A 22855-nucleotide genomic window follows, 5' to 3' on the forward strand; every position below is an offset into this window, starting at 1 on the left:
TTATTTGTATTATTTATTTTTATATAATATAAATAATATGTTTTCTTTTTTATAAAACTAGCAACCCTTTATTTTTATTGTCATTTAGTTTAATAAAATTATATTTCCATATTTTTAACAGTATCTCTAAAATAAAATTTTATTGTATTTTTACATTTATTTTCATTTTTAAAAAAGATATTGTCATTCAACTTACTCTGGGTATCTGCCCAAAAGATAAAATAAAAAAATCCTCTGACACCATAAAAATATGTTCAAAAGATTTTTACCAAAACTGATTATATTCATTTTTTAATTGAATAATTTCCTTATTATTTTATTTGAATTTATTCTGTCTGAATTTTTTTTATAGTAACTGCATACCATGTATGCAACACCCATACCCAGAATTATTCCTCCTATAATATCCGTAAAATAGTGCACTCCCAGATATATTCTTGAAAAAGCTATAAAAAATGCTATAAAAAATACCGGCCATTTATACCTTAAGTTTAAAAAATAAAATACTCCAAATGCTGTAAATGAAGAAGCTGTATGCCCGGACGGAAATGAATAAGAGCCCGGCGGCGGTATTAGAAGTTTCAGATCATTTAATACTATAAAAGGTCTGTTTCTTTTTATAATATTTTTTAATATCCCTTCTCCGAGAATCGCTGTAATTAGTAAAGCCAGAAGCAGAATTATTCCATAGTTGCGGGTTTTCCTCCTCATAACGAGAACTAATGCCAAAACTATCCAGACTATTCCCAAATTTCCAATACCGGAAAAAAATATCATAACTTCATTAAGTACAGGTATCTGTAACCTTTGAAGTCCTTCTGTTATTGCTATATCTATGCCAAAAATTTTCTAAACCTCCTTTACATCAATTTTCATACTGATTTATTTTTAGTTACAAAACAGAAGAAAGGATTGTAACAGTATAGTAAGCATTGAAAATAAATCCATTTATTGAAATGAATGCCGTCATTTGTCTAATAACAAATAAAGCATTACAGTAGAATTATACAAAATTTTTACATTCTTTTATACTGAAAGTTTCCTGAAATCTTTATATATCTTATATTATCTTTTTATTTATTTTCCCTATGTATGTCTTTATCACTTCCGCTGATCTGTTTAACTGTTTCTGTTCCTCTTCGGTAAGCTTAAGTTCTATTATTTCCTCTACCCCTTTATTTCCAAGTATTACAGGCACACTTAAACATACATTTTTTAGTTCATATTCTCCGTCAAGAAATACTGAAACAGGGTGCACACTATATTCATTATTAAATATAGACTTTATCAATGCAGAAGCTGCTGTTCCTATGCCAAAACACGTGGCTCCTTTTCCTAGCAATACTTCCCAGCCTGCATAAGATGTATCTTTTAATATTTTATCTAAATCTGTATTTTTCAATTCTTCTTTGGACTCTATATACTGCTTGAAGGGTTTCCCCCCCACATAAATATGCGACCATGGAATCATCTGTGAATCTCCGTGTTCACCCAAAGAATACCCTGATACACTCTTAGGATCTATTCCAAGAATATCTCCTGTTATTCTTCTGAATCTTGCACTGTCAAGAGAAGTACCGGTTCCTATAACTCTGCTCTTTGGAAATCCTGATTTCTCCAATACATAATGAGTTATCACATCGCAAGGATTTGTTATTACCAAAAATATCCCCGAAAAACCGCTTTCAAGTATTTTCGGCATAATATCATCTATTATTTTTATCCCGTCATCCAGAGTATCCAGCCTTGTCTGCTCAAATCTCGGAAGAGGCCCTGCTGCTATCACTACTATCTCTGCATCCTTAAGCTCCGAATAATTCTGTATCTTTATTGTTACATTAGAATTAAGATTGGCAAGCGAATCTTTAAGATCTAACATTTCACTCTTTACCTTATCTTCCTTTATATCTATCAATATCAGTTCATCGGTTATACCGCGTGTCACAAGACTGAAAGCCACATGTGACCCTACATTCCCCACTCCTATTACTGCTACCTTTCTGCTCTTGATTTTCATGTTCCTCTCCTTTCAGGATGTGCAAATCTGTTACTTTTTCACTATTTCTATATATTTTATATTCATATTATGCTTGCTTAGAAACATCTGTTCGAATTCAGTCTGAATATTATCCTTAACCTTTTCTGTATTGTAAAGATCATCTGTATGAAATACTATTTCATATTTAGCCAGCCCTTTTACCAGCTCCAGTGTATCATAATAATACCCCTCATGATCGGTCTTAAAAAATAATTTCCCCGATGGCTTCATTATAATATCCAGCCTATCAAACAATTCTTTATTTATAAGTCTTTTATGCTCTGATCCGGTCCACGGGTCAGGAAAATTTATATATAATCCTGATATCTCATCCTTACCTAAAAAATCAAGAAGCTTTTCTCCTCTTTTTCTCAGAAAAACAATATTTTTCAGTTCTCTCTTTTTAGATTTTACAGCTGCCATTACCAGCCTTTTGAATCTAAGCTCAAGAGCAATATAGTTTTTCCCGGGAAATTTCTGCGCATTACTCGCTGTAAAATTTCCGCTTCCGCATCCTATTTCCAGATATACCGGATTGTCATTTCCGAAATACTCATTCCATTTATTTTTTTTACTGTCTGTTATCTCTTCGTCATATATTATGTATTCAGGATATTCAGTCATTTTCTCCATATAGATATTATAATGTTTTTTTGGATAATTGAAAAAATATTCCCATAATTCTTTCTTCTGCTTATTTTCCACGCTATCTCCTTTATTCTGTTATAAAATTTCTTTGATTATCTCATCTATTTTATTATATTTTTTAAAAAATTCGCTTGTTTCCCTGTTTTTGCTATTATCGGAATCCAGAAAAAAAGCTTCCAGCTCACTTTCTGTTTCTGCTATATTTACCAGATTAAGCGGTTTTGCATTTTCCGCCACATCTTTAATATTGGAATAATATTTTCCTATTATAGGCACCTTCCCGTAATAAAGAGGCTCAAGAATTGAATGTCCCCCTATCTCAACAAATGTTCCGCCTACAAATACCAAATCAGATATCTGATACATCTCACGAAGAATTCCCATTTTATCTACTATTATTATTTCAGTCTTTTTATTTTCGGAATAAAGTGAAAAATCAAGACCTTCACATAATGCTGCTACTTCTTCGGTTCGCTGTATATGTCTTGGCACCAGTACCATCTGATATTTTTCAGCCTCATTTATTTTTTTGAATATATCTATAAGGATTTTTTCTTCTCCTTCTCTTGTGCTTCCTGCAGTTATGAGCTTTCTTCCGTTTATTTTTATTCTTTCTTCCAGTTCTTCCTTCTGTTCAGTATCCAAAACAGGATAATCTATACTGTATTTCAAATTTGGATATACTTTCAGTATTTCTTCCCTTACTCCCAATTCCTTATATCTCTGAAGATCAAGATTACTTTGAACAAGGATTTTACTGCATTTATTCAAAGTAGCTGAGATCATTCCTTTGATTTTCTTGTATTTATCAAAGGTTTTATCGGAAATACGTCCGTTCACCACGATTACCTCTGACTTTTCAGATACAATTCCATAAAGATTCGGCCAGATTTCAGTTTCTATTATAATCAGTTTTTCTATATCCAGCATATTTACTGTTTTTTTTATCAGAAAATAGTCATCCAGCGGAAAATAAGCCCCTTTTATATTAGGGTTCCCTGAATATCTTTTTCTGAATAACTCCATTCCTGTATCGGTCATCACTGTCAAATAAATTTTTTTATTTCTGTCCAAAATGTTTTCTATTAATTTCTCCGCTAAATTCATTTCACCCACTGACGACAGATGAATCCAGTAATACTTATCTCTTTTTATTTTTTCTACTCTGATTCTTTTATAAAAAAAAGCTCTGATTTTTTTCTTGAAAATTGCTGCAATAAATAAAAAAGGATATAAAAAAAATCTTACTATATTATAAATAAATAACATATAATCCCACCATAAATCTTAATATTATTTTTTATGCTCTATTTTTCTTGCTACTTCCCCATGTTCATAAATAACTTCCGATTCAAGATCACCATTTTTATCATAGAAATAAGCTTCTCCGTGAAATTTACCATCCATGGCTCTTCCCTCGAATTTTCTGTTTCCGTCTTCATGAAAGCTCACATAGCTCCCATGCAGCAGTCCTTCCACATAATTGGCTTCCAAAAGAAGAATTTCCCCGTCATCGGAATATTCTTTTTCCGTTCCGTATTTCATATTATTTTTATAATCTGTTTCTTTTTTCACTTTTCCTGCTTCATTATAAAGAATCTCTTTTCCGTTTTTCCGTCCCTTTTCATAATGAATCAGATGTATTATATTCTTATTTTTACCATATATTATGAATTCGCCGTCAAGCTCGCCGTCCACATAATTGGAACTCATCTGAACATTTTCATTTTCCAGTTCTATTCTCTGTCCGTTCAGCTTTCCGTCTTTCCATATTTCTTTTCTTCTGAGGTTTTCATTTTCATCATAAAAATTCCAAATCCCTGTTTTCAAATCCTCTTTATACATTCCTGTATGTGAAAGCTTTCCGTTTTTATGAAATTTTGAAGAAATTCCGTCAAGATTCCCGTAATAATAATTATTTTCCTCTTTCAGACCGCCTTCTTTATAAAACTCCTGTAATTTCCCGTTTCTTTTACCCTCTATATAAAAACAATTTAATTTTACTTCTCCGTCTTCAAAGTATTCTTCATACTTCCCTTCTTCCAGACCGTCTATATAATTTTCCGAAGCTTTTAAGATACCATTTTCGTAATATTTTTCCTGAACACCGGATTTTTTACCGTTTTTAAATCTTTCTATGCTCTCCAGCTGTTGCTTTTTATCATCATAATACATATGAAGTTCTCCTTCGAATCTTCTGTTTTCATAATAATAAACTTCCCTGTGGTCATAGTCTTCTTTTATTGCAAATATTACCGTTAACTTTTCCAGATAATGTTTTTTTAATATCATTCCTACTCCTTATTTTTTCATCTTCGTTTTGAAATTATTTTGTCAATTTGTATTATAACATTTTATGACCTAAATTTCTAATTTTACAAAAAATTTTATTTCCAAAAATCAACAAAGAAAACTGCTCTGCACTTTTGATTTTTATATCATTTATTTTAAGCTTAAATAGAAAAAACTGCCCGTTTAAAGGCAGTTTCCCGATTTATTTATCCTTTTCTTTTTTCTACGGTTTTTTCTACGGCATCTATTATTTTCTGGTATCCAGTACATCTGCACAGGTTCCCTGAAAGCCCTCTTCTGATCTCATCTTTTGAAGGCTCCGGATTATTTTCCAAAAGAACTTCAGTGGAAAGTATCAGACCTGGAGTGCAAAATCCACATTGTACCGCTCCTGCATCTATGTAGCTTTCCTGAATATCAGATAAATTTCCGCCGCGATCTGACACGCCTTCTATTGTTTTTATATTCTTTCCGTCTGCCCAGACTGCAAGATATATACATGAATCCGCAGTAACTCCGTCTATAATTACAGTACATGCCCCGCATTCACCCACTGCACATCCCTGCTTTGCTCCTGTATAATTCAGTTCTTCCCTGAGTACTTCAAGAAGTGATTTTCTTATATCCACATTTATATTATATTCTTTTCCGTTCACAGTAAATGTAATACTTTTTACCATTATCTGCCACCTCCGATTATAGCTTTTACAGCTCTTTTAGGCAGTTCTTCCACCAGCTGTTCCCTGAATGCCTTGGAAGCTCTCCATGAATCTCTTGCTCTTGCACTTTCAAGACATATTTTCCCTATTTCATTTAGTATTTCATCATTTATCGGTTTTCCTTTGGCGAATTCCTCGGCACTTGCAGCCCGAAGCGGTGTAGGTCCTGCTACTCCGTAAGCAATTCTCATATCTTCAATGGTTCCGTTATTTTCTTTCAATAAAACCGAGCATCCAAGTGTAGCTATATCCATTGCCTGTCTGGGACTGAATTTTATATAATGACCTTTATATCCTTCGTAATTTTCTTTTGTTATTTTTACTGCTGTAAGTATATCTCCCCGTTCAAGAAGAACTTTTCCGGGTCCGAGATAAAAATCTTTTATGCTTACTTCTTTATTCCCGTTTTTCCCTGTTATCATAAGCACTGCATTATAAGCAAATAATGTAGAGGCACTATCCGCTGAAGTGGCTCCGTTACATATATTTCCGCCTACTGTCCCCACGTTTCTTATCTGTGGACCGCCTACGCTTCCCACTGCATCAGATAAGCTTTTTACATTTTTTATTATAAATTCGTTACCCTCTACTTCTGTAAAGGTAGCCGCAGCGCCTATGATTATATCACCGCTGCTATTTATTTTTATTTCCTTTAATTCCGGAATTCTTGTAATTCCAATTAAATCTCTTCCAACATATCCGTTTTTTCTCTCTCTTGATTTAATAAGAACATCAGTTCCTCCGGCTATTATCTGCGCATTTTCATTATCTGCAAGCAGTTCTACAGCTTCCTGTACAGTTTTTACCTCAGTATATGTCTTTATATCATACATTCCTTTTACCCTCCTAAACTATTCCGTTATTTTTTAATATTTCCATTAATTTCTGAGGCTTTATAGGGAGTTCGTCAACCTCTATACCTATTGCGTCCAAAACAGCATTTCTGATCGCTGCAGCAGGACTGCATATAGGCGGTTCTCCAAGGGCTTTATTTCCATAAGGCCCCATAGGATCGTCTTCTTCCACAAATAACGTTTCCATATCCGGAAGATCCATAGAAGTAGGCATCTTATAATCAAGCAGGTTATTATTCAGCGGTGCACCTGTTTTTTCATCATATCTCAGTTCTTCAGCCAGAGCATAAGCAACAGCCATTCCCATACCGCCTTCTACCTGACCGCTTGCCAGCAGAGGATTTAGTATATGGCCGGAATCATGAACATTTAATATATTCAGAATTTTTACTTTCCCAGTTTTTATATCTACCTCTACATCTGCAAAAGTAGCTCCCATTGCATTAGAGTTGCTGTGAAAATTATTTGAAACCTCTGCTGTTATACATTCTCCGTTAGCCAGGTCATAATACGATTTCAAAGCAAGATCACCGACACTTTGGATTACTTCTCCGCTGTGCTTATATACTATATTTCCGTTTACTATATCTGTATGCAGCTGATCTATATCGTCAAATTTCTTAACAGCATCAAGTATTTTTTCTTTAAGCTCTATAGCAGCTTTTCTTACTGCCATTCCTGATACATAGCTCTGTCTTGAAGCATAGGCTCCTGTATCAAAAGGTGAGTAATCTGTATCTGTATTCATGTCTGTATAAATATGATCATATGGTATTCCTGTAGTTTCAGCTACCATTTGCTTAAATACCGTATCAGATCCCTGTCCTATTTCTGTAGCTCCTACCATTAATTTTACCGTTCCGTCCTGATTCAGCGTAAGGCGGCATCCGCCTATCTCAAGGCTTTTTGGATATACTCCTGTGGCATAGGCAAATACTGCCATACCCACTCCTCTTCTAAAATCACCTGTTTTTTGACTGTCAGCCTGTTTTTTTCTTTCGTCCCAGCTAAAATTTTTCATTCCTTCTTCTACACATTCTTTTAATTTATTAGAAAAGAACATAACATGACTCACAGGATTTTCCGTATTCGGTCCTACCAAGTTTTTGAGTCTTAATTCCACAGGATCAATTCCCAGCTCCTTAGCTGCTTTTTCTATTATAGATTCCATTGCAAATATAACCTGAGGAACCCCGTATCCACGCATTGCTCCTGCAGAAGCTGTATTCGTATACACAGTTTTTGAGTTATACTCCATATTTGGCATTTTATATAATGACTGTAATATTCCTGCTCCTTTTCCGGCTATTGAATGACCGTGTGATGCATATGCACCGTTATTTGATACCGCATCCATTTCCAGAGCAGTTATCGTACCGTCTTTTTTTACTCCCAGCTTTACTTTATACGATATAGCATGCCTTACTCTTGTCCATGCAATGCTTTCTTCTCTCTGAAGCTCTACCATAACAGGTTCTCCGCCGACTGCCATACTCATAGCCACTGCAAGCGGTTCTATAGTAACATCCTGTTTATTACCGAAGCCTCCTCCTATAAATGGTTTTACTACCCTGAATTTTCCCCAAGGCATTCCAAATGCTTCACCTAAAATACGACGGCAAATATGAGGTATTTGTGTAGACGATACACAAACCCATCTTTGATCCGAACCTTTGTAAGCATAAGCAATCTGGTTTTCCATATGACAGTGCTGTACTATTTGTGTTTTGTATTCGCCCTCTATTATATGATCAGCTTCTTCAAGTCCTTTTTTTAAGTCTCCCACCACTGCCTTTGTAGAAGCTATTAAATTTTTTGAACCATCATGAATTTCCACTGCACCTTCAGCAAGCGCTTCCTCCGGCGAAAGATAAAATGGAAATTCTTCATACTCTACTTTTATTTTTTCCAGTGCTTTTTCTGCTGCCAGTTCATTTTCTGCTATCACTGCCGCTATCTCATCACCATACAGTCTGACTCTTTTCGTAAGAATATTTCTGTCTGCAATATCTGCCAGCTTGGGATCCAGAGTATACGGGTGACCTGCTGTGGGAAATTTCAAATCCGGCAGATCATCAGGAGTCAGAACCTTTATTACTCCCTCTACTTTCAGTGCTTCACTAACATCTAATTTTTTTACTAATCCATGGGCTATAGTTGCTCTCAAAATTTTTCCGTATAATACATTTTTCTTAGGCAAATCTGCTGTATAGTCTGCTTTTCCCTGTACTTTTGCTATTGCATCCCATCTTTCCACACTTTGCCCTATAATTTTATAGCTCATAAATTCCTCCTCTCAAATAATTTCAATATATACAGTATTTTAATAAAAAACTTATTTTACAGCATTACTCATCCTTAATTTTATACTTATTTTTTTCATAATGCTAGGACATTTGTCCTTAGAATTTTTCCATACTACATTATACCTCATAAATAAGTTTTTTTTTACTGAGTAATTTTTTTATCATTAGTCTTTTTTCTGTATTATAAGTATCTTTTTAATTTACCATTGTAATTTCTTTAGTTATTTGCTACTATTAAGTGTAAATATTTTTTATATATTTCCGTTTATTTTATATAAAAATTAATTTATAAAATAAAAAATTATAAGGAATGATATCAATGAAAATAAAAGGAATTATTTTTGATTTTAATGGTACTCTTTTATTTGATTCTGACAAACATGAAAAAGCTTGGCACATTTTTATAAAAGAATTTTGTAATAAAGAGATATCCGATGAAGAATTTGAAAAAAATATCCATGGTATTGTCAATAAAAAGGCTCTTGAGTATCTGTATAAAAGAACACTTTCCAATGAAGAGGTTTTATCTCTTGAACAGGAAAAAGAAAAAATATACAGAAGACTAGTTTTGGAAGATACGGCTAATTTCAGGCTTGTTCCCGGTGCCGAGGAGCTGCTGGATTATATCTGTAAAGAAAATATACCGCACACTATTGCCACAGCTTCGGAAATTGTAAATCTGGAATTTTATATAAAATCATTTTCCCTTGAAAAATGGTTTGATACAGAAAAAATTATTTATAACGATAATACGTTGCCGGGTAAACCGGATCCTGCCATTTATATCAAGGCTGCCGAAACTATAGGAGTTAATCCTGAAGACTGTCTTGTTTTCGAGGACTCTAAAGCCGGTCTTACCTCAGCACATAATGCCGGAGCAGGTAAGATAATTGCAGTTGCTTCTACTCCCGAAGAACGGGAAAAAGCTGAAAAGATCCACTGGATATCAGATATTATAAGTAATTTTTATGATTTTGATATGAATATCTTAAAAAAATAATTTTATATACCTTGATATATCTAACAGAATAAAATTATTATACAGAAATTTTTTATTCTGTATTGTCCTGTTTCTGGATATGTTTATTTTCTTTACAGCAAAATACAAATATTTTATGTTATAATTTTATTATATTAAATTAAAAGGACTGATGAACTTATGAAATATAGTTATTTATTTCAAGACCCGTATATAAGTAAAACTATCCTGAAAAAAATAAATATTCTTTTTAATTCTGTCCGTACACGTCCCGGAATGTATTTCGGAACTAATATTTCACTGGATATTCTGAATATGTATATTCAGGGAATAATCATGAATTTAGAGTCTGACAGGAATATTCCAGAGAATTCAGTGATTCCCGGTTTTTACTTTAGAAACCTGCATGATTTTTCTCATAAATGGTGTCTTGAAACGTACTCTGTCTATGTTACCGGTACAATAGGATACTCCGGTGTTTTATCCAGAATATTCGGAAATAATATTATCGGGCTGGATTATTTTTTTGATATGTGGAATGATTATATAGACGAAAAATACTATGAAAAAGACAATACTAAAAATACTCTTCCGTATTACCAAATGAAAGATACCGAAGTTTCAGAAACCGATATACTAAAGTTTTTCCATTCATTTAACAGAGATCTTTCCGAAATAAAAATTTATCTTTTTAAAGAAAGCTGTTTTCAGCATCTAAAAATATATAAAGACAAAAAAGAAGCAATTATACCTAAAGAAGCTCTTTTCATACTGCATGAATTTTTTTATGAAAGCTTTGAGCATGGTATATATTCATTGGAAATAACTGAAAATTCCCTGCTTACCAAAGAAACTAACTGCAGAAACTTTATTTCCGACAGTTCCCTTTCCCTGAAAGATTCCGCTCTTTTATGGGAAAAACATAATCTTTAGAAAACCTGAATAATTATATAAAAAGCCGTCAGAATTTGACGGCTTTATTCTTACTATACTATTATTTCTCCGTTTTTCATTACCAAAACTTCATCCAGATACAGATCCGGCTTTAGAATAACACCGTCCATATGACAGTCTGCCTTCACTGTTCCCCCGAAAGACGTATTTGTTCCAAAAGCAATATGCACTGTTCCGTATACTTTCTCATCTTCCAGTATTATCCCGCATAATACAGCACTCTTATTTGTTCCTATTCCAAGCTCACCCAGAGATGAATTATTTTCATTTTCCAGAAGTATTGATATCTTTTCCGAATTTTCTCCTTTTACTTCCTTCAAATGCCCGTTTTCTATTCTCATATATAAAGGGCTGCTGAGCTTTCCTATTCCTACCATACTTCCATCTATGAGCATTTCTCCGTCTGCAGTACCTTCTACAGGTGCAATGTAAGCCTCTCCTGAAGGAAGATTGCCTGCTGTCCCTTTTTTATCATATACTCCTGTACTAGGTACACCTTTCCTGTCCTTCAGACTCATTGTCAGAGAATACTCTCCTTTTACTATCTTTGCACTTCTTGCATTAGTCAGCATATCGGTCATTCTGAGAGTAAGCTTTTCTACCTCGTCATAATCAGCTGTTATCGCACCCTTAGAAAACATTTCCTCTGTTATTCCAGGCATTGTAGCTACTCTTGCTCCGTTTTTTACAGCATTTATTCTTGCATTAGTATGTGTCATGGAAACTGTAGTAGGACAGATTACCACATCTGCATCAAGCATAGCCTTCGCTATTAACTCATCAGGTTCTTCCCCGCTTACCTTCCCTGGTCTGCTCATCATAAGAAAAGGATTTGCCCCTGCATTTTTTACTGCCTCAAATAAAGCCTGTCCCATTTTCAGCTTATTTTCATCAGTTACTATTAATACTTTTTCATCTTTTTTTATCTTCAGACAATTTTCTACCACGGTTTTACTTCCCTGTGATAAATCCATTTTCTACCTCCATTCTCCGGTTAATTCCGAAGCAACTCTGGCTACCATTGTTCTTGATAAAACTACAGGCTTCCCTGTAATCTCTTCTGCTGCCAGCTTCATCTTTTTATTGTAGCCTATACAATCAAGCACAATTACATCTACATTTTCTGTTTTTAATTTTTGGGCTGCCATTTTTACCTCTTCTATTCCTTTATATGGAGAACCTGCGGCAGCACTTACTTCTAATCCGGTTTCTTCCCATTTTTTCCCCATCTGATCTATCTGATCCTCTTCAGGTACTATTACACCTATTTTTCCGTTTACACTAAAATTAGGTACTAATGAATACAAAATTTTCTGCGGATAGATAAGCGGAACTTTTGAAGTCAGAAGATTTCCGAAATATCCTGTGCAAATTACTATTATCAATTCTGCTCCCTGTTCTTCCAGACTGTTTATGCAGTTTTGCAGTCTTGGAATAATATAGGATTTTCCGAATTTTACATGTGAACCGTCATTCAATCTTGAAACAAGAACATAGTCATTTTCATCAGGCTGAAATTTTTCTATATCTTTTTTTGTCAGTCCGTCAAGAGCACCTGCTTCAAGAATTATTACATTTTCCCCAAGAATTTCCTGCATTTCCGGAATCACGTCTATTCTTGGTGACTGTCCTATTGTTATGGCACCTATTTTCTTTTTCATATCGGACCTACTTTCCAAAAGTCTGAAAATGCTTCATTTCTCCGTACTTGCTTATTATTTTACCGAATTCTTCCTTATCGTAAAAGTCACACTGATTCTTACCAAATGCCTTTGCTACTTCCAGGCTGAATCTTCCTGCCGCTTCCATATCTATAAAATGGCTTGCTCCCGTTGCACATCCCGGAACAGGCACTTCTGTTGTTATTGCTATTCCCACCACGGGTGCAGAAGTCGCAGTAGCAGGCTGCAGTATGCTGTTCAGGTGATAAAGATCATTTCCGTAAGGCGTTATATCCTGAATTGAAAGCGGAAATACTGCCGGAAGCTTTCCAGTTGTTATTTCCATAAAAGTAAGAAGATCACTGCTTACTTTAAGAATATACCCTTCTTTTACTGTAGGCGATATTGCAAATCCTCTCGTATTGATAACCTTATTCCCTTTTGTAGTATCTATTGATAAAATAGCATCCATTTCATCACTTATTTCTTCTTTATTAACAGTAGCCATGTCTACAGGCGAACCCATAAACGGTACCGGCTCATGCGGCTGTGTCGGCGCGTCCGGACATATATGTGTTCCTACTATAACATCTCCCTCAAGATAATCTCCTTTATTCTGCATATCCAAAATTTTAGCTGCTACCGAAAGGGCTACCATTGCTCCGTCAGCATCTGATACCATTCCAGTCATTACAGGTCTTGCACCAATACCGCCCAATCTTCCCAGTATTCCAATAGTAGGAGCATCTCCCCCCTTACTTTTACCATTCTTTCCCTCTATTTTTATTTTTACAAAATCAGTAGAGCCCTTTTCTCCTGTTATTTTTTTTACCGTTATATTTTTTCCGCCGTAAGATTCCAAAAGCTCCTTTACAAGACTCCCGCTTGCATCTGCACGGTCAATAACTTCATATACATCCATCAATTGTTTTAAAAGCACTTCATTTCCCTCCTAAAATACATATTTTATTATTTCTTTGTCCAATATTTTTTCTACATCTTCAAAAAGCTTTTTATCCTTCATGCCGCTTCCCAGTTTCAGATTTGATTTATCTGCTTTTATTATTATTATTTCCTGACCATTTTTTATTTCAGCACTTGTTACGGGAAAGCCCGTATTTTTATCAAAAGTCATTATCAAATCAGGAAAAGTTGCTATTCTTTTTCCGTCTGCCTCGGCAGTCATATATTCATTCCAAAAAGTAAGCTCATATTCATTTACCCAAAGGCTTCCTACATCAAATCCTCCGGAAGTATTCAGATTAAATCTTCTTATAGTTCCTTCTGTAAGTATAATTCCGTTTAATACCTCTGCTACATTTTTCACTGCCTTCTCGCCGGATTCTTCCAGACCTTCATAAAAAGCTTTCCCTAATTCTATTGCGTGATGAATACCACCTATTGCCGCATTCTTTTTTAGATATTTTACACTTACGGGATTTCTTGCTACTGCTACCAGACCGCCCGCAGCTATTGCCGCCTGTCTTACCAGCTTTGCAGTATTATCTATGCTTCCCTTTGTCATTATCTCTGTATACATTCCGTTTTCTTTGTTCCCGCCTGCTGCTGCCTGATAAGTCACATAATTTTCCAGACTGTGCAGTCCTATACTGCCCATTACTCCTGTAGGATGTGCTCTTCCGTTACACGGGGCATCTATAAGCGGTATTCCCAATTTTGCTGATTGGAGCCACCCGTTGATTGTTGCTATTCCCCCGTTTTCATTTGTAATTATTCCAGCTATATCTTTACCGGAAATTTTCTTCAAAAGCTCTATAGTCCGTACATAGTCATCACCTGTTATATATTTATCCTTTGCTGCGGGAGCTCCCACTGCAGATACTGTTACCACTATATCCTCGTCTTTTAGTACTTCAATAGGCATTAATTCCGGACTTCCGTATTTAAGGGCTTCTCTGCCGAGAAGAATACCTTCTTCTCTTGAGCCTCCGCCGCCTCCCCCGAGTATAGTTCCTCCTATCAAAGCATGTTTTAATACTTCTTCATTCAAAATCATAACTAATTCCTGCTTTCCGAGTTCTTTTACTTACTCATAATTCCAATGGCTACTAAAAGGGCATAAACAAATCCTCCAAGTCCGTCACCGGCTATTAATCCTGCATCTATAAATTCTATAACTTTATTGCCGAATATAAGTCTGACTATTACAGCTGCTATTACACCTATTCCGTAAATAGGATTATTTATAAGAAGACCTGTAGCAAACAAAACTCCTACCATTCTTTTTGGTCCCCCTAAAAGCTGAAGTGCAGCACCCGGTACCGCCCATAATAACAGCGCCTTTAACACCTGAGGATCCGAAGCCTTGCTTATTGCTTCTGCAAAAGTTTTACTTACCGGTGCCAAAAGAGGTGTTTCCTGTCCGAAAACAAACATTTTCAAAGTGGCAAGAACTACAATTATTCCTATGATTCCGCCTATCATCTCAATTATTACCTGTTGCTTTCTTCCATATTTCTCATGCTCTACATTTTTTCCTCTTCCTCTGATGATCCATCCAGTTTTCAGGTCATAACCCATATCTGCAAAACAAGGCCCTGTAGAACTTATATATCCTGTAAGGAGTGCAAGCGAAATCAATGGAAATTTTAAAAAGATACCTATTGTCATAAATATAGTAGTGATAGCAAAAGCCGGAAACCATCCTGAATGCATTGCAGCCATTCCTACTATCAATATTGCCACTGTACATGAGATTGCTGCCCATAACACCCACAGAATAAGCATAAATATACTCATTTGTGTAACTATTCCTGAAATAACTGCTATTACTACCGCTCCTGCCAGATACAAAAAGAATCCCATTACGATTGTTTTCTTAGCTTCAGTTTTTGTAACAGTAATTTTTGTATGTACATCCGTATCTTTATTTTTGTGTTTTGTATCTTTTAGTATAATAATCAGTGACTGAATAAGAGCCATAAGTCCTGCTCCTATCATAATACCGCTTGGTATGGAAGTTTTTCCCAGTTCCAGACCTCCAAATAATACTGTAGAATATCCTCTTATTAATAAACCTACTCCGAGTCCGATCATTGAAAAAATATTTGCTATGAAAACTATCCCAATTCCTGCTGCGGGTATATTAAAAGGTACTTTTCCGAAAGGTACTTTGAAAAGTCCGCATAATGCCCCTATTACTATACCTATCAGCAGTTTTATTCCTTTAGTTCCGCCCTCATCTCCGGCTTCCAGTGCTTGTGCTGTAGCTACTCCCGGAGGCCATGCTTCATCAGCGGGAAATATTTCCGAATCAAATATTTTTCCAACCACAAAAATTGATATTGATACTCCTATTATTGATCCTATTGCCATTGGCAGTATAAATTCATTTTTTCCAAGAACTATAAATATCCCCACAGCCAGCAATCCGCAGTTTGCTGCCGAAAATCCGGCTCCGGATACTATTGTCTGCACCATATTCTGTCGTTCAAGCGACTTGAATTTTTTAAATACGGATAAAGGTATTCTTGCTATTACCATAGCTATTATTGCACCTATTAGCGACGTATTCGGCGTTACACCAACCTTTCCTATTATCTGCATACAGATTATTGCCGATAATACAGCAAGTATAACACCCAGTACAAGAGTTGCCGGTTCAAATGCGCTTATCTTTTCGAACTTCCCTCCTGACGGCGTGTTACTTAAATTTTTCTCGTTCATAATTCCTCCTCTATTTATAATACATATTATCTTATATAGTAGCATTGTTTTTCACTTACCGTCTAATATATTTTGTTTATGTGGTATTATTTTCATTTATAAATAAAGTTGTTCACAAATTTTATTTTATTTAATTAAATACTTTTAAAAGAAAAAATTTTAATATATATGTGAGAGCAGTTTTAGAAATGAATTGAAACATTTACTGAAAATTTATCATATAAAATAAAAAGGCTGTCCACATCAGACAACCTGTTTTTTATTTACTTAGCAGCAACTTTATCAGCTAATTTTTTTCCAACTTTGAATTTTACTACTTTTTTAGCAGCTATTTTAATTTCTTTTCCTGTTTGCGGGTTTCTTCCTTTTCTAGCAGCTCTTTTTTGAACTCCGAAAGTTCCCCATCCTACGAATTGAACTGTTTCCCCTTTAGTTAGAGATTTTTCCACAGTTCCTAAAAATTCATTTACTAATTCTTCTGATCTCTTTTTTGTCTCTCCAGTTGCTTTTGCATATGCCTCAATAAACTCTTTCTTTGACATATAACTACCTCCTAAATTTTAGTCATGTTTATTATACACCTTTTATAGCACAATTTACAACACTTTTTTACTATTTTTTGCTAATTTATTTTACATTTACTGTCTAAGGAACATTCCCAATTGATAGACTTATCTATTTTAGAAGCTTTCAGAGCTTCTTATAAAAGAATACTTATTTTTAAAAATTTAAATTTTTTTCGTTTTTTCCTCAACCAGCTTCTTTATTTTGTCCTTTATTTCTTCTGCACTCAAGGAAGTTGAATCTAAGATTACGGCATCCTCTGCAATTTTAAGCGGACTTTCTTTTCTGTGCATATCATTGTAATCCCTTTTTGTTATTTCCCTGAGAATTTCCTCATATTCCACATTTTCTCCCTTATTTCTCAGTTCCTTACATCTTCTCTCAGCACGTATTTCCGGATCTGCATTCAGATACACTTTCAGGTCTGCGTTAGGAAATACTACTGTTCCGATATCACGCCCGTCCAGAATTACATCCTTTGATTTTGAAAATTCCCTTTGAAGCTCCACCATTTTTTCTCTTACTTCTTTCACAACAGAAATTTTTGAAGCATTGCTGGAAGTTTCCCTTGTTCTTATTTTATCCGTTACATCTTCATTGTCCAGATAAAATCTGTTATCCTTCATATCTATGTTCAAATCTTCCAATAGTTTCAGTTCTTTTTCACGATCGGAAAAATCTATATTTTCTTTCATTAACTTATATGCAAATAATCTGTACATTGCCCCAGTATCCAGGTATGTAATCCCCAGCTCGTCGGCTATCATTTTTGAGACGGTACTCTTCCCGCTTCCAGCCGGACCATCCACTGCTATTATCATATCAAAACCTCTTTATTTATATTCAAAAACATAAGAAATCCATCCGTTTTCTTCTTTTTCATCTATTTGTTCAAAATTATGCTTTTCAGTTTTTTCCAGTATTTCATGCTTTCTGGTTTTTAAGATTCCCGAAAATATTACCAAAGCTCCCGGCTCCAAAACTTTTTCTATATCATCCAAAAGTGCCATAAGTGTATCAGCCAGAATATTTGAAACTACAATATCGTATTTTTTATCAGTATCATCTACCAGATTTCCTATCACTACACTAAAATTATCTATTTCATTATCCTCAAGATTCTCTTTGGCAACACTTTCCACTGCTGGATCTATATCTATACCGTCCACTTTCTCTGCACCAAGCTTTGCCCCTACTATCATCAATATACCTGAACCGCATCCTATATCAAGAAGATTTTTCTTTCCTTGTGCATATTTTTCCAGCATTTTTATGCAAAGCGAGGTAGTCTCGTGAGTTCCGGTTCCAAAAGCCATGCCGGGATCTATTTTTATGACGGTCTCGCCCTCACTTGGGGTATAATCTTCCCAAGAAGGCTTTATAACAATTTTATCTGTTATCTTAGTAGTATGAAAATATTTTTTCCATTCGTCTTTCCATTCATTTTCATCACATTCATTAGTATAAACAGTAAATATCATCTCTTCAGTTTCAGACAGTTCTTCCAGCTTTTCCGACAGCATTTTTAACTTTAACCGTGCAAATTTATTATTTGGAAAGTATCCTATTATCGTCCATGTATCATTAACTATGCTTTCCTTATGAAAATCCAGAGCATTTTCAGTAAAAAAATCAATGAATTCAAATTCGTTTACTCCCAGTTCGGAGAAAATACCTATTATTTTTTCTTTTGTTTCTTTTATAAAATCTGAATAATAATCTACTTTTACTCTAAGCCATTTCATTTATTTAATTCCTTTTCTATCTGAAGTCCGAATTTTTCATCTGTCAGATCTAATGCTACAGGTGTAATAGAGACATAATTATCCTTCAGTACATAATAGTCACTGTGGTAATTAGACGAATATTCCACTGCATTTCCTGTTATCCAGAAATATTCGTGTCCGTTCGGATCAAATCTTTTATCAAAATTCTCTTTATAGTTTCTGTCACCCTGAATAGTAAACTTATAGCCTTTTAATTCCTCTGTCTTTACATTTGGTACATTTATATTTAGAAGCTTATATCTCGGAAACTGAAAATCTTTTATTTTTTCTATAAAATCTGCCGCAAAAACTGCCGCTGTAAGATAGTTTTTCCCGTGATCAAAGGGCTCTGACAAAGACAAAGCTATGGATCTCACCCCAAGAAGTGCAGCTTCAGACGCAGCACCAAAAGTACCGGAATAAAATAAATCTACTCCCAGATTTGCTCCCCTGTTTATACCGCTTATCATAAAATCAAAATCTACATCCCTGTATATTTCCCATCTTGCAAGTTTTACACAGTCTGCAGGCTTTCCATTTACCATATAACCGAAAAAGTTTCCGTTTATATTATATTTTCTGTATCTCAAAGGTTTATTAATTGTAAGTCCGTGTCCTGTACCGCTGGCATCTTCATCAGGGGCCACTACATATACATCATGTCCTCTTTCTATTAGAACCATAGCCAGAGTTTCTATCCCTTTAGCAAAAATTCCGTCATCATTTGATAGTAAAATTTTCATTTTGAGCTCCTCTTATATTGAAATATGCAGATTCAGTCTTTCTATTTTCTCTGTTCTCCCATATTCATTTATATCTACTATTATACCGTTTATTTTTATATTTTCTTTACATACGCTCCATCTGGCAGGAAGACCGTCCTTGAATTTCTGTATACTTTCTTTCTTGTTCATACCCAGTATTCCGTCGTGTCCGCCGGTCATACCAATATCAGTTATATAGCCTGTACCTCTGTGAAGTATTCTTTCATCTGCTGTCTGCGTATGTGTATGTGTACCGTACACAAGTGACACCTGTCCGTCAAGATTCCATCCCATTGCCTGTTTTTCAGATGTTGCTTCTCCATGGAAGTCTACTATTATATTGTTTGTTATTTTTTTTATTTCTGGCAGTAATTCGTCCACTGCCAAAAAAGGGCATGCTATAGGAGGCATAAATACCTTGCCCTGTATATTAATAACTGCCAGTTTTTTTCCGTTCTTTTCTACTATTGTATATCCTTTTCCCGGTGTTCCCGGTGCAAAGTTCAATGGTCTTATCATTTTTTCTGTTTCATCTAAATAAGGATAAATTTCTCTTCTGTCCCAAGTATGATTACCCAGCGTGACTACGTCTACTCCCAGATTAAATACTTTACTGGCAATTTTTGGTGTTATGCCAAAACCGCCTGCTACATTTTCCCCGTTGACTACAATAAAGTCAAACAACTCCCTTTTATTATCCAAATATTTCGCCAGTGCTTCTCTGCCGGGTTCCCCCACCAGGTCTCCTATTATTAACAATTTCATGCAAATATTTTCCTTTCTAAATAACAGAATAAATTTTATAAAATTAAGGACGGTTTTTTCAAACCGTCTGTATTATTTAGCATATTCAACTGCTCTTGTTTCTCTTACTACTGTTACTTTTATCTGTCCCGGATACTGCATTTTATCCTCTATCTCTTTAGCTACTTCCCTCGCTATCAATGTTGATTTATCGTCATCTATTCTTTCAGGGTTTACTATAAGTCTTATCTCTCTTCCTGCCTGAATTGCATACGAGCTTTCGATTCCTTCGTAATTATTCGCTATTTCTTCAAGCTGCTCCAGCCTTTTCAGATAATTTGATAATGTTTCCCTTCTTGCTCCCGGTCTTGAAGCCGAAATCGAATCCGCCGCCTGAACAAGAACTGCTTCCACACTCAGCTGTTCCACTTCGTTATGATGTGCTTCCACTGCATTTATAACAGTTTCGTTTTCCTTAGAAAATTTTCTCAGAAATTCTCCTCCGTTTAGTGCATGTGATCCTTCCTGCTCATGTGAAAATGCCTTCCCAATGTCATGAAGAAGTCCTGCCCTTTTGGCTACTTCTACGTTAGCTCCCAGCTCTGCTGCAAGTGTAGCTGCTATATGTGCTACTTCTATTGAATGCTGTAATATATTCTGTCCAAATGATGTTCTGTATTTTAATTTCCCCAGTACTTTTAGAACCTGATTCGGAAGAGTCGGTATTCCTACTTCCAAAATAGCATGTTCTGCTGCTTCCATTATTTTTTCGTCTACTTCTTCTTTTGCTTTTTCTACTACTTCTTCTATTTTTGTCGGATGTATTCTTCCGTCTGAGATCAGCTTTTCCAGAGTTATTCTGGCTACTTCTCTTCTTACACCGTCAAATGAAGACAGAACCACTGCTTCTGGTGTATCATCTATAATAAGATCTACACCTGTTACAGCTTCTATCGCTCTGATATTTCTTCCTTCACGGCCGATGATTCTTCCTTTCATCTCTTCACTCGGCAGCTGAATTACAGAAATTGTAGAGTCTACTACATAATCTGCAGCTGCTTTTGATATTGCTGTAGACATTATTCTTTTTGAAATTCTTTCTTTATCTCTTTCGATATTATGCTCAAAATCTCTTATCATTACTGCCTTATCATGCTCCAGCTCACCCTGAAGTCTGTTCAGTATTACCTCTGACGCTTCTTCCTTAGTCAGCTCGGATATTCTTGTAAGCTCAGTTTCCTCTTTCTGTATCAGGTCGCTCAGAGTTTGCTCCTTAGTTATCAGAATTTCCTTCTGTTCTTCCAGCTTAAGCTCTCTTTCCTCTAGTCTTCCCGATCTTGCTTCAAGATTCTCCTCTCTTTTCAGCAGTCTTTCTTCTTTTACGGATACTTCGGCTTTCATCAGCCTTACTTCTTCATCAGCTTCTTTTTTTACACCGAGCATCTCTTCTTTTACTTTTATTAATTCCTCTTTTCTATAAGATTCCACTTCTCTTTCAACTTCTTTTTTAGTATCATCTAACTCTCTTTTAGCATTGAATATTTCCCCTTTTAAGTTATTCAGTTCTCCATATGTATTTTTATACTCTTTTTCTACTACAGATCTACTAATTAGATACCCTATAAAGAAAGTCAAAAGAAGAAATATAATTGCTACTATTATCCAGACAAATGTCATTCTTCGTTTCTCCTCTCTACTTTCTCTCAGCTACATTCTGTATCTTCCATTCATCTTCGACAAATTTCCATGTTATGTTAAAATACATGCTTTCAGAAGCATAATTCAGTATCATAACATTTTTAGCTCTTCCGTTTCTCTCGAAACTAGGTTCCGAAACTATTATATTCACTTTTGAAAGATCATATTGTTTCAGATATTTCAGGACTATATTATTTTTAAATGTAGGTAAGAAATACTTTTCTAATTCTTCATATTGATTATTAACCGCAGTTTGTCTAAGCTCAGCAATAGTTTCCCCCAATAATGCCTTGTTTTCAGTGGTATAATTTACTGCTGCACTTGAACAATTTATATAAATAAGCAATAAAGGTACAAGAAAAAATTTTTTCAATTCTCTTCCTCCGTACTACATGTTATTCATCATGTTATTTTAACATAATAAATTCTTAAAAGCAAGTTACAAATGCTTTGCTTTCCATACTTTAAGAATTTATCCGGTCTATATATAATTATGCAAAAATTTAATTAAATATACTGTTTTTAATATAAAAATTTTACAGACTCTTTTCAAAATGCTGGTAATCTTTTAGAGATTTCCATTCTCCTCCCCAGGTCCAGCCTCTTTTTTTAAATGCGTTATAACAGACATCCCCCTTGACTATCATACCTTTTCTTATACTTTTTCTATCAAGATAATCTATGGAATTTTTAGGCTCTATTACATTATTTTTAATATAAGGATTTTGTACGGGATTAATATCCACAGCAAAACCGTACGCATGCTTTGAAAAAGATTTTTTTCCCGTTTTCGGTCTTACAGAAAATGCGTATGTATTATTATCTTCCATGGATAGTTCGTCAGAGTTCCCATACTCATCTATTAATCTGATTTTATCTATAGGGAACTTTGCTTCATATAATTCACCAAAGATTGCTTCTATATCCCCGGCAAGCTTTTTATGTATAATTATTCCCCCGGTTCTTTCCACATTTTCAAAATTAACATATTTTACCCTTACTAAAACCAGTTCTGATAATTTTACGGGTCCCTCTTGTCTGTACGAATTGTCTCTCATGACTGTTTTTATATCATCAGGAATTTCGAAAATACCTGTCTGTTCTGTATTTGCAGATAAGATAAAGCTAAATGCAAGTATTGTAAGTAAAATTTTCTTTTTCATTATCAGAGTTCCTTTCAA

General features: G+C 34.8%; 23 protein-coding genes. 2 read left to right on the top strand and 21 right to left on the bottom strand.

Annotated elements, in window-relative coordinates; all coding sequences use genetic code 11:
- Positions 1 to 291: 291 nt before the first annotated feature.
- The 8 genes from STERM_RS13135 to xdhA form a co-directional block, all read right to left on the bottom strand.
- Positions 292 to 777: a phosphatase PAP2 family protein gene (locus STERM_RS13135; RefSeq protein WP_115388794.1), complete on the bottom strand. Its 486-nt coding sequence runs from the start codon at positions 775 to 777 to the stop codon at positions 292 to 294.
- Positions 778 to 1060: 283 nt separating this feature from the next.
- Positions 1061 to 2017 carry an L-lactate dehydrogenase gene (locus tag STERM_RS13140; RefSeq protein ID WP_012862114.1) on the bottom strand — a complete coding sequence of 319 codons (957 nt, stop codon included), beginning with the start codon at positions 2015 to 2017 and terminating at the stop codon, positions 1061 to 1063.
- 30 nt (positions 2018 to 2047) lie between these two features.
- Positions 2048 to 2743 carry a tRNA (guanosine(46)-N7)-methyltransferase TrmB gene (gene trmB / locus STERM_RS21835; RefSeq protein ID WP_012862115.1) on the bottom strand — a complete coding sequence of 232 codons (696 nt, stop codon included), beginning with the start codon at positions 2741 to 2743 and terminating at the stop codon, positions 2048 to 2050.
- Between the two features lie 18 nt (positions 2744 to 2761).
- Positions 2762 to 3955 (bottom strand): 3-deoxy-D-manno-octulosonic acid transferase, encoded by a 1194-nt coding sequence (locus tag STERM_RS21840; protein WP_012862116.1) that lies wholly within the window; start codon positions 3953 to 3955, stop codon positions 2762 to 2764.
- A gap of 24 nt (positions 3956 to 3979) precedes the next feature.
- Entirely contained in the window at positions 3980 to 4978 is a 999-nt protein-coding gene (locus tag STERM_RS13155; RefSeq protein WP_012862117.1) for a toxin-antitoxin system YwqK family antitoxin, read from the bottom strand.
- 206 nt (positions 4979 to 5184) lie between these two features.
- Positions 5185 to 5658: a xanthine dehydrogenase subunit XdhC gene (gene xdhC, locus STERM_RS13160; RefSeq protein ID WP_012862118.1), complete on the bottom strand. Its 474-nt coding sequence runs from the start codon at positions 5656 to 5658 to the stop codon at positions 5185 to 5187.
- Positions 5658 to 6530 (bottom strand): xanthine dehydrogenase FAD-binding subunit XdhB, encoded by an 873-nt coding sequence (xdhB, locus tag STERM_RS13165; protein ID WP_012862119.1) that lies wholly within the window; start codon positions 6528 to 6530, stop codon positions 5658 to 5660. The genes xdhC and xdhB overlap by 1 nt, the downstream gene beginning before the upstream one ends.
- Positions 6531 to 6543: 13 nt before the next feature.
- On the bottom strand, positions 6544 to 8835 hold the full coding sequence (gene xdhA, locus STERM_RS13170; RefSeq protein WP_012862120.1) for a xanthine dehydrogenase molybdenum-binding subunit XdhA: 2292 nt from the start codon (positions 8833 to 8835) through the stop codon (positions 6544 to 6546).
- 341 nt (positions 8836 to 9176) lie between these two features.
- Between xdhA and STERM_RS13175 the strand changes: the two genes are divergently transcribed.
- Both STERM_RS13175 and STERM_RS13180 read left to right on the top strand, forming a co-directional pair.
- Positions 9177 to 9857: an HAD family hydrolase gene (locus STERM_RS13175; protein ID WP_012862121.1), complete on the top strand. Its 681-nt coding sequence runs from the start codon at positions 9177 to 9179 to the stop codon at positions 9855 to 9857.
- 159 nt (positions 9858 to 10016) lie between these two features.
- The gene (locus STERM_RS13180; RefSeq protein ID WP_012862122.1) at positions 10017 to 10769 is read left to right on the top strand and encodes a hypothetical protein; all 753 of its coding nucleotides are present in this window, start codon (positions 10017 to 10019) and stop codon (positions 10767 to 10769) included.
- A 53-nt stretch (positions 10770 to 10822) separates the two neighbouring features.
- Here STERM_RS13180 and STERM_RS13185 read toward each other — a convergent pair whose 3' ends face one another.
- From STERM_RS13185 to STERM_RS13245, 13 genes are all read right to left on the bottom strand, one after another.
- The gene (locus STERM_RS13185) at positions 10823 to 11764 is read right to left on the bottom strand and encodes an aminopeptidase (protein ID WP_012862123.1); all 942 of its coding nucleotides are present in this window, start codon (positions 11762 to 11764) and stop codon (positions 10823 to 10825) included.
- A gap of 3 nt (positions 11765 to 11767) precedes the next feature.
- A complete protein-coding gene (locus tag STERM_RS13190) occupies positions 11768 to 12451 on the bottom strand; it encodes an AroM family protein (protein WP_012862124.1) in 684 nt (227 codons plus the stop codon).
- Between the two features lie 7 nt (positions 12452 to 12458).
- Entirely contained in the window at positions 12459 to 13391 is a 933-nt protein-coding gene (locus STERM_RS13195; protein WP_012862125.1) for a DUF1177 domain-containing protein, read from the bottom strand.
- A 12-nt stretch (positions 13392 to 13403) separates the two neighbouring features.
- The gene (locus STERM_RS13200; protein WP_012862126.1) at positions 13404 to 14468 is read right to left on the bottom strand and encodes a DUF917 domain-containing protein; all 1065 of its coding nucleotides are present in this window, start codon (positions 14466 to 14468) and stop codon (positions 13404 to 13406) included.
- Positions 14469 to 14494: 26 nt separating this feature from the next.
- Positions 14495 to 16138, bottom strand: coding sequence for an OPT/YSL family transporter (locus STERM_RS13205; protein WP_012862127.1), 1644 nt, complete (start codon positions 16136 to 16138; stop codon positions 14495 to 14497).
- A gap of 263 nt (positions 16139 to 16401) precedes the next feature.
- Positions 16402 to 16680: an HU family DNA-binding protein gene (locus STERM_RS13210; RefSeq protein ID WP_012862128.1), complete on the bottom strand. Its 279-nt coding sequence runs from the start codon at positions 16678 to 16680 to the stop codon at positions 16402 to 16404.
- A 186-nt stretch (positions 16681 to 16866) separates the two neighbouring features.
- The gene (gene cmk, locus STERM_RS13215; RefSeq protein WP_012862129.1) at positions 16867 to 17523 is read right to left on the bottom strand and encodes a (d)CMP kinase; all 657 of its coding nucleotides are present in this window, start codon (positions 17521 to 17523) and stop codon (positions 16867 to 16869) included.
- A 12-nt stretch (positions 17524 to 17535) separates the two neighbouring features.
- Positions 17536 to 18447 carry a 50S ribosomal protein L11 methyltransferase gene (prmA, locus tag STERM_RS13220; protein WP_012862130.1) on the bottom strand — a complete coding sequence of 304 codons (912 nt, stop codon included), beginning with the start codon at positions 18445 to 18447 and terminating at the stop codon, positions 17536 to 17538.
- The gene (surE, locus tag STERM_RS13225) at positions 18444 to 19211 is read right to left on the bottom strand and encodes a 5'/3'-nucleotidase SurE (protein WP_012862131.1); all 768 of its coding nucleotides are present in this window, start codon (positions 19209 to 19211) and stop codon (positions 18444 to 18446) included. Before surE ends, prmA begins: the two co-directional genes overlap by 4 nt.
- Positions 19212 to 19223: 12 nt before the next feature.
- Entirely contained in the window at positions 19224 to 19997 is a 774-nt protein-coding gene (locus tag STERM_RS13230; protein ID WP_012862132.1) for a TIGR00282 family metallophosphoesterase, read from the bottom strand.
- A 72-nt stretch (positions 19998 to 20069) separates the two neighbouring features.
- Positions 20070 to 21653 carry a ribonuclease Y gene (rny, locus tag STERM_RS13235; RefSeq protein ID WP_012862133.1) on the bottom strand — a complete coding sequence of 528 codons (1584 nt, stop codon included), beginning with the start codon at positions 21651 to 21653 and terminating at the stop codon, positions 20070 to 20072.
- Between the two features lie 16 nt (positions 21654 to 21669).
- A complete protein-coding gene (locus STERM_RS13240) occupies positions 21670 to 22047 on the bottom strand; it encodes a hypothetical protein (RefSeq protein WP_012862134.1) in 378 nt (125 codons plus the stop codon).
- Positions 22048 to 22210: 163 nt separating this feature from the next.
- Positions 22211 to 22837 (bottom strand): M15 family metallopeptidase, encoded by a 627-nt coding sequence (locus tag STERM_RS13245; RefSeq protein ID WP_012862135.1) that lies wholly within the window; start codon positions 22835 to 22837, stop codon positions 22211 to 22213.
- Between the last annotated feature and the right edge of the window lie 18 nt (positions 22838 to 22855).

Origin of the sequence: Sebaldella termitidis ATCC 33386 (assembly GCF_000024405.1) — a bacterium.
GTDB lineage: Bacteria > Fusobacteriota > Fusobacteriia > Fusobacteriales > Leptotrichiaceae > Sebaldella > Sebaldella termitidis.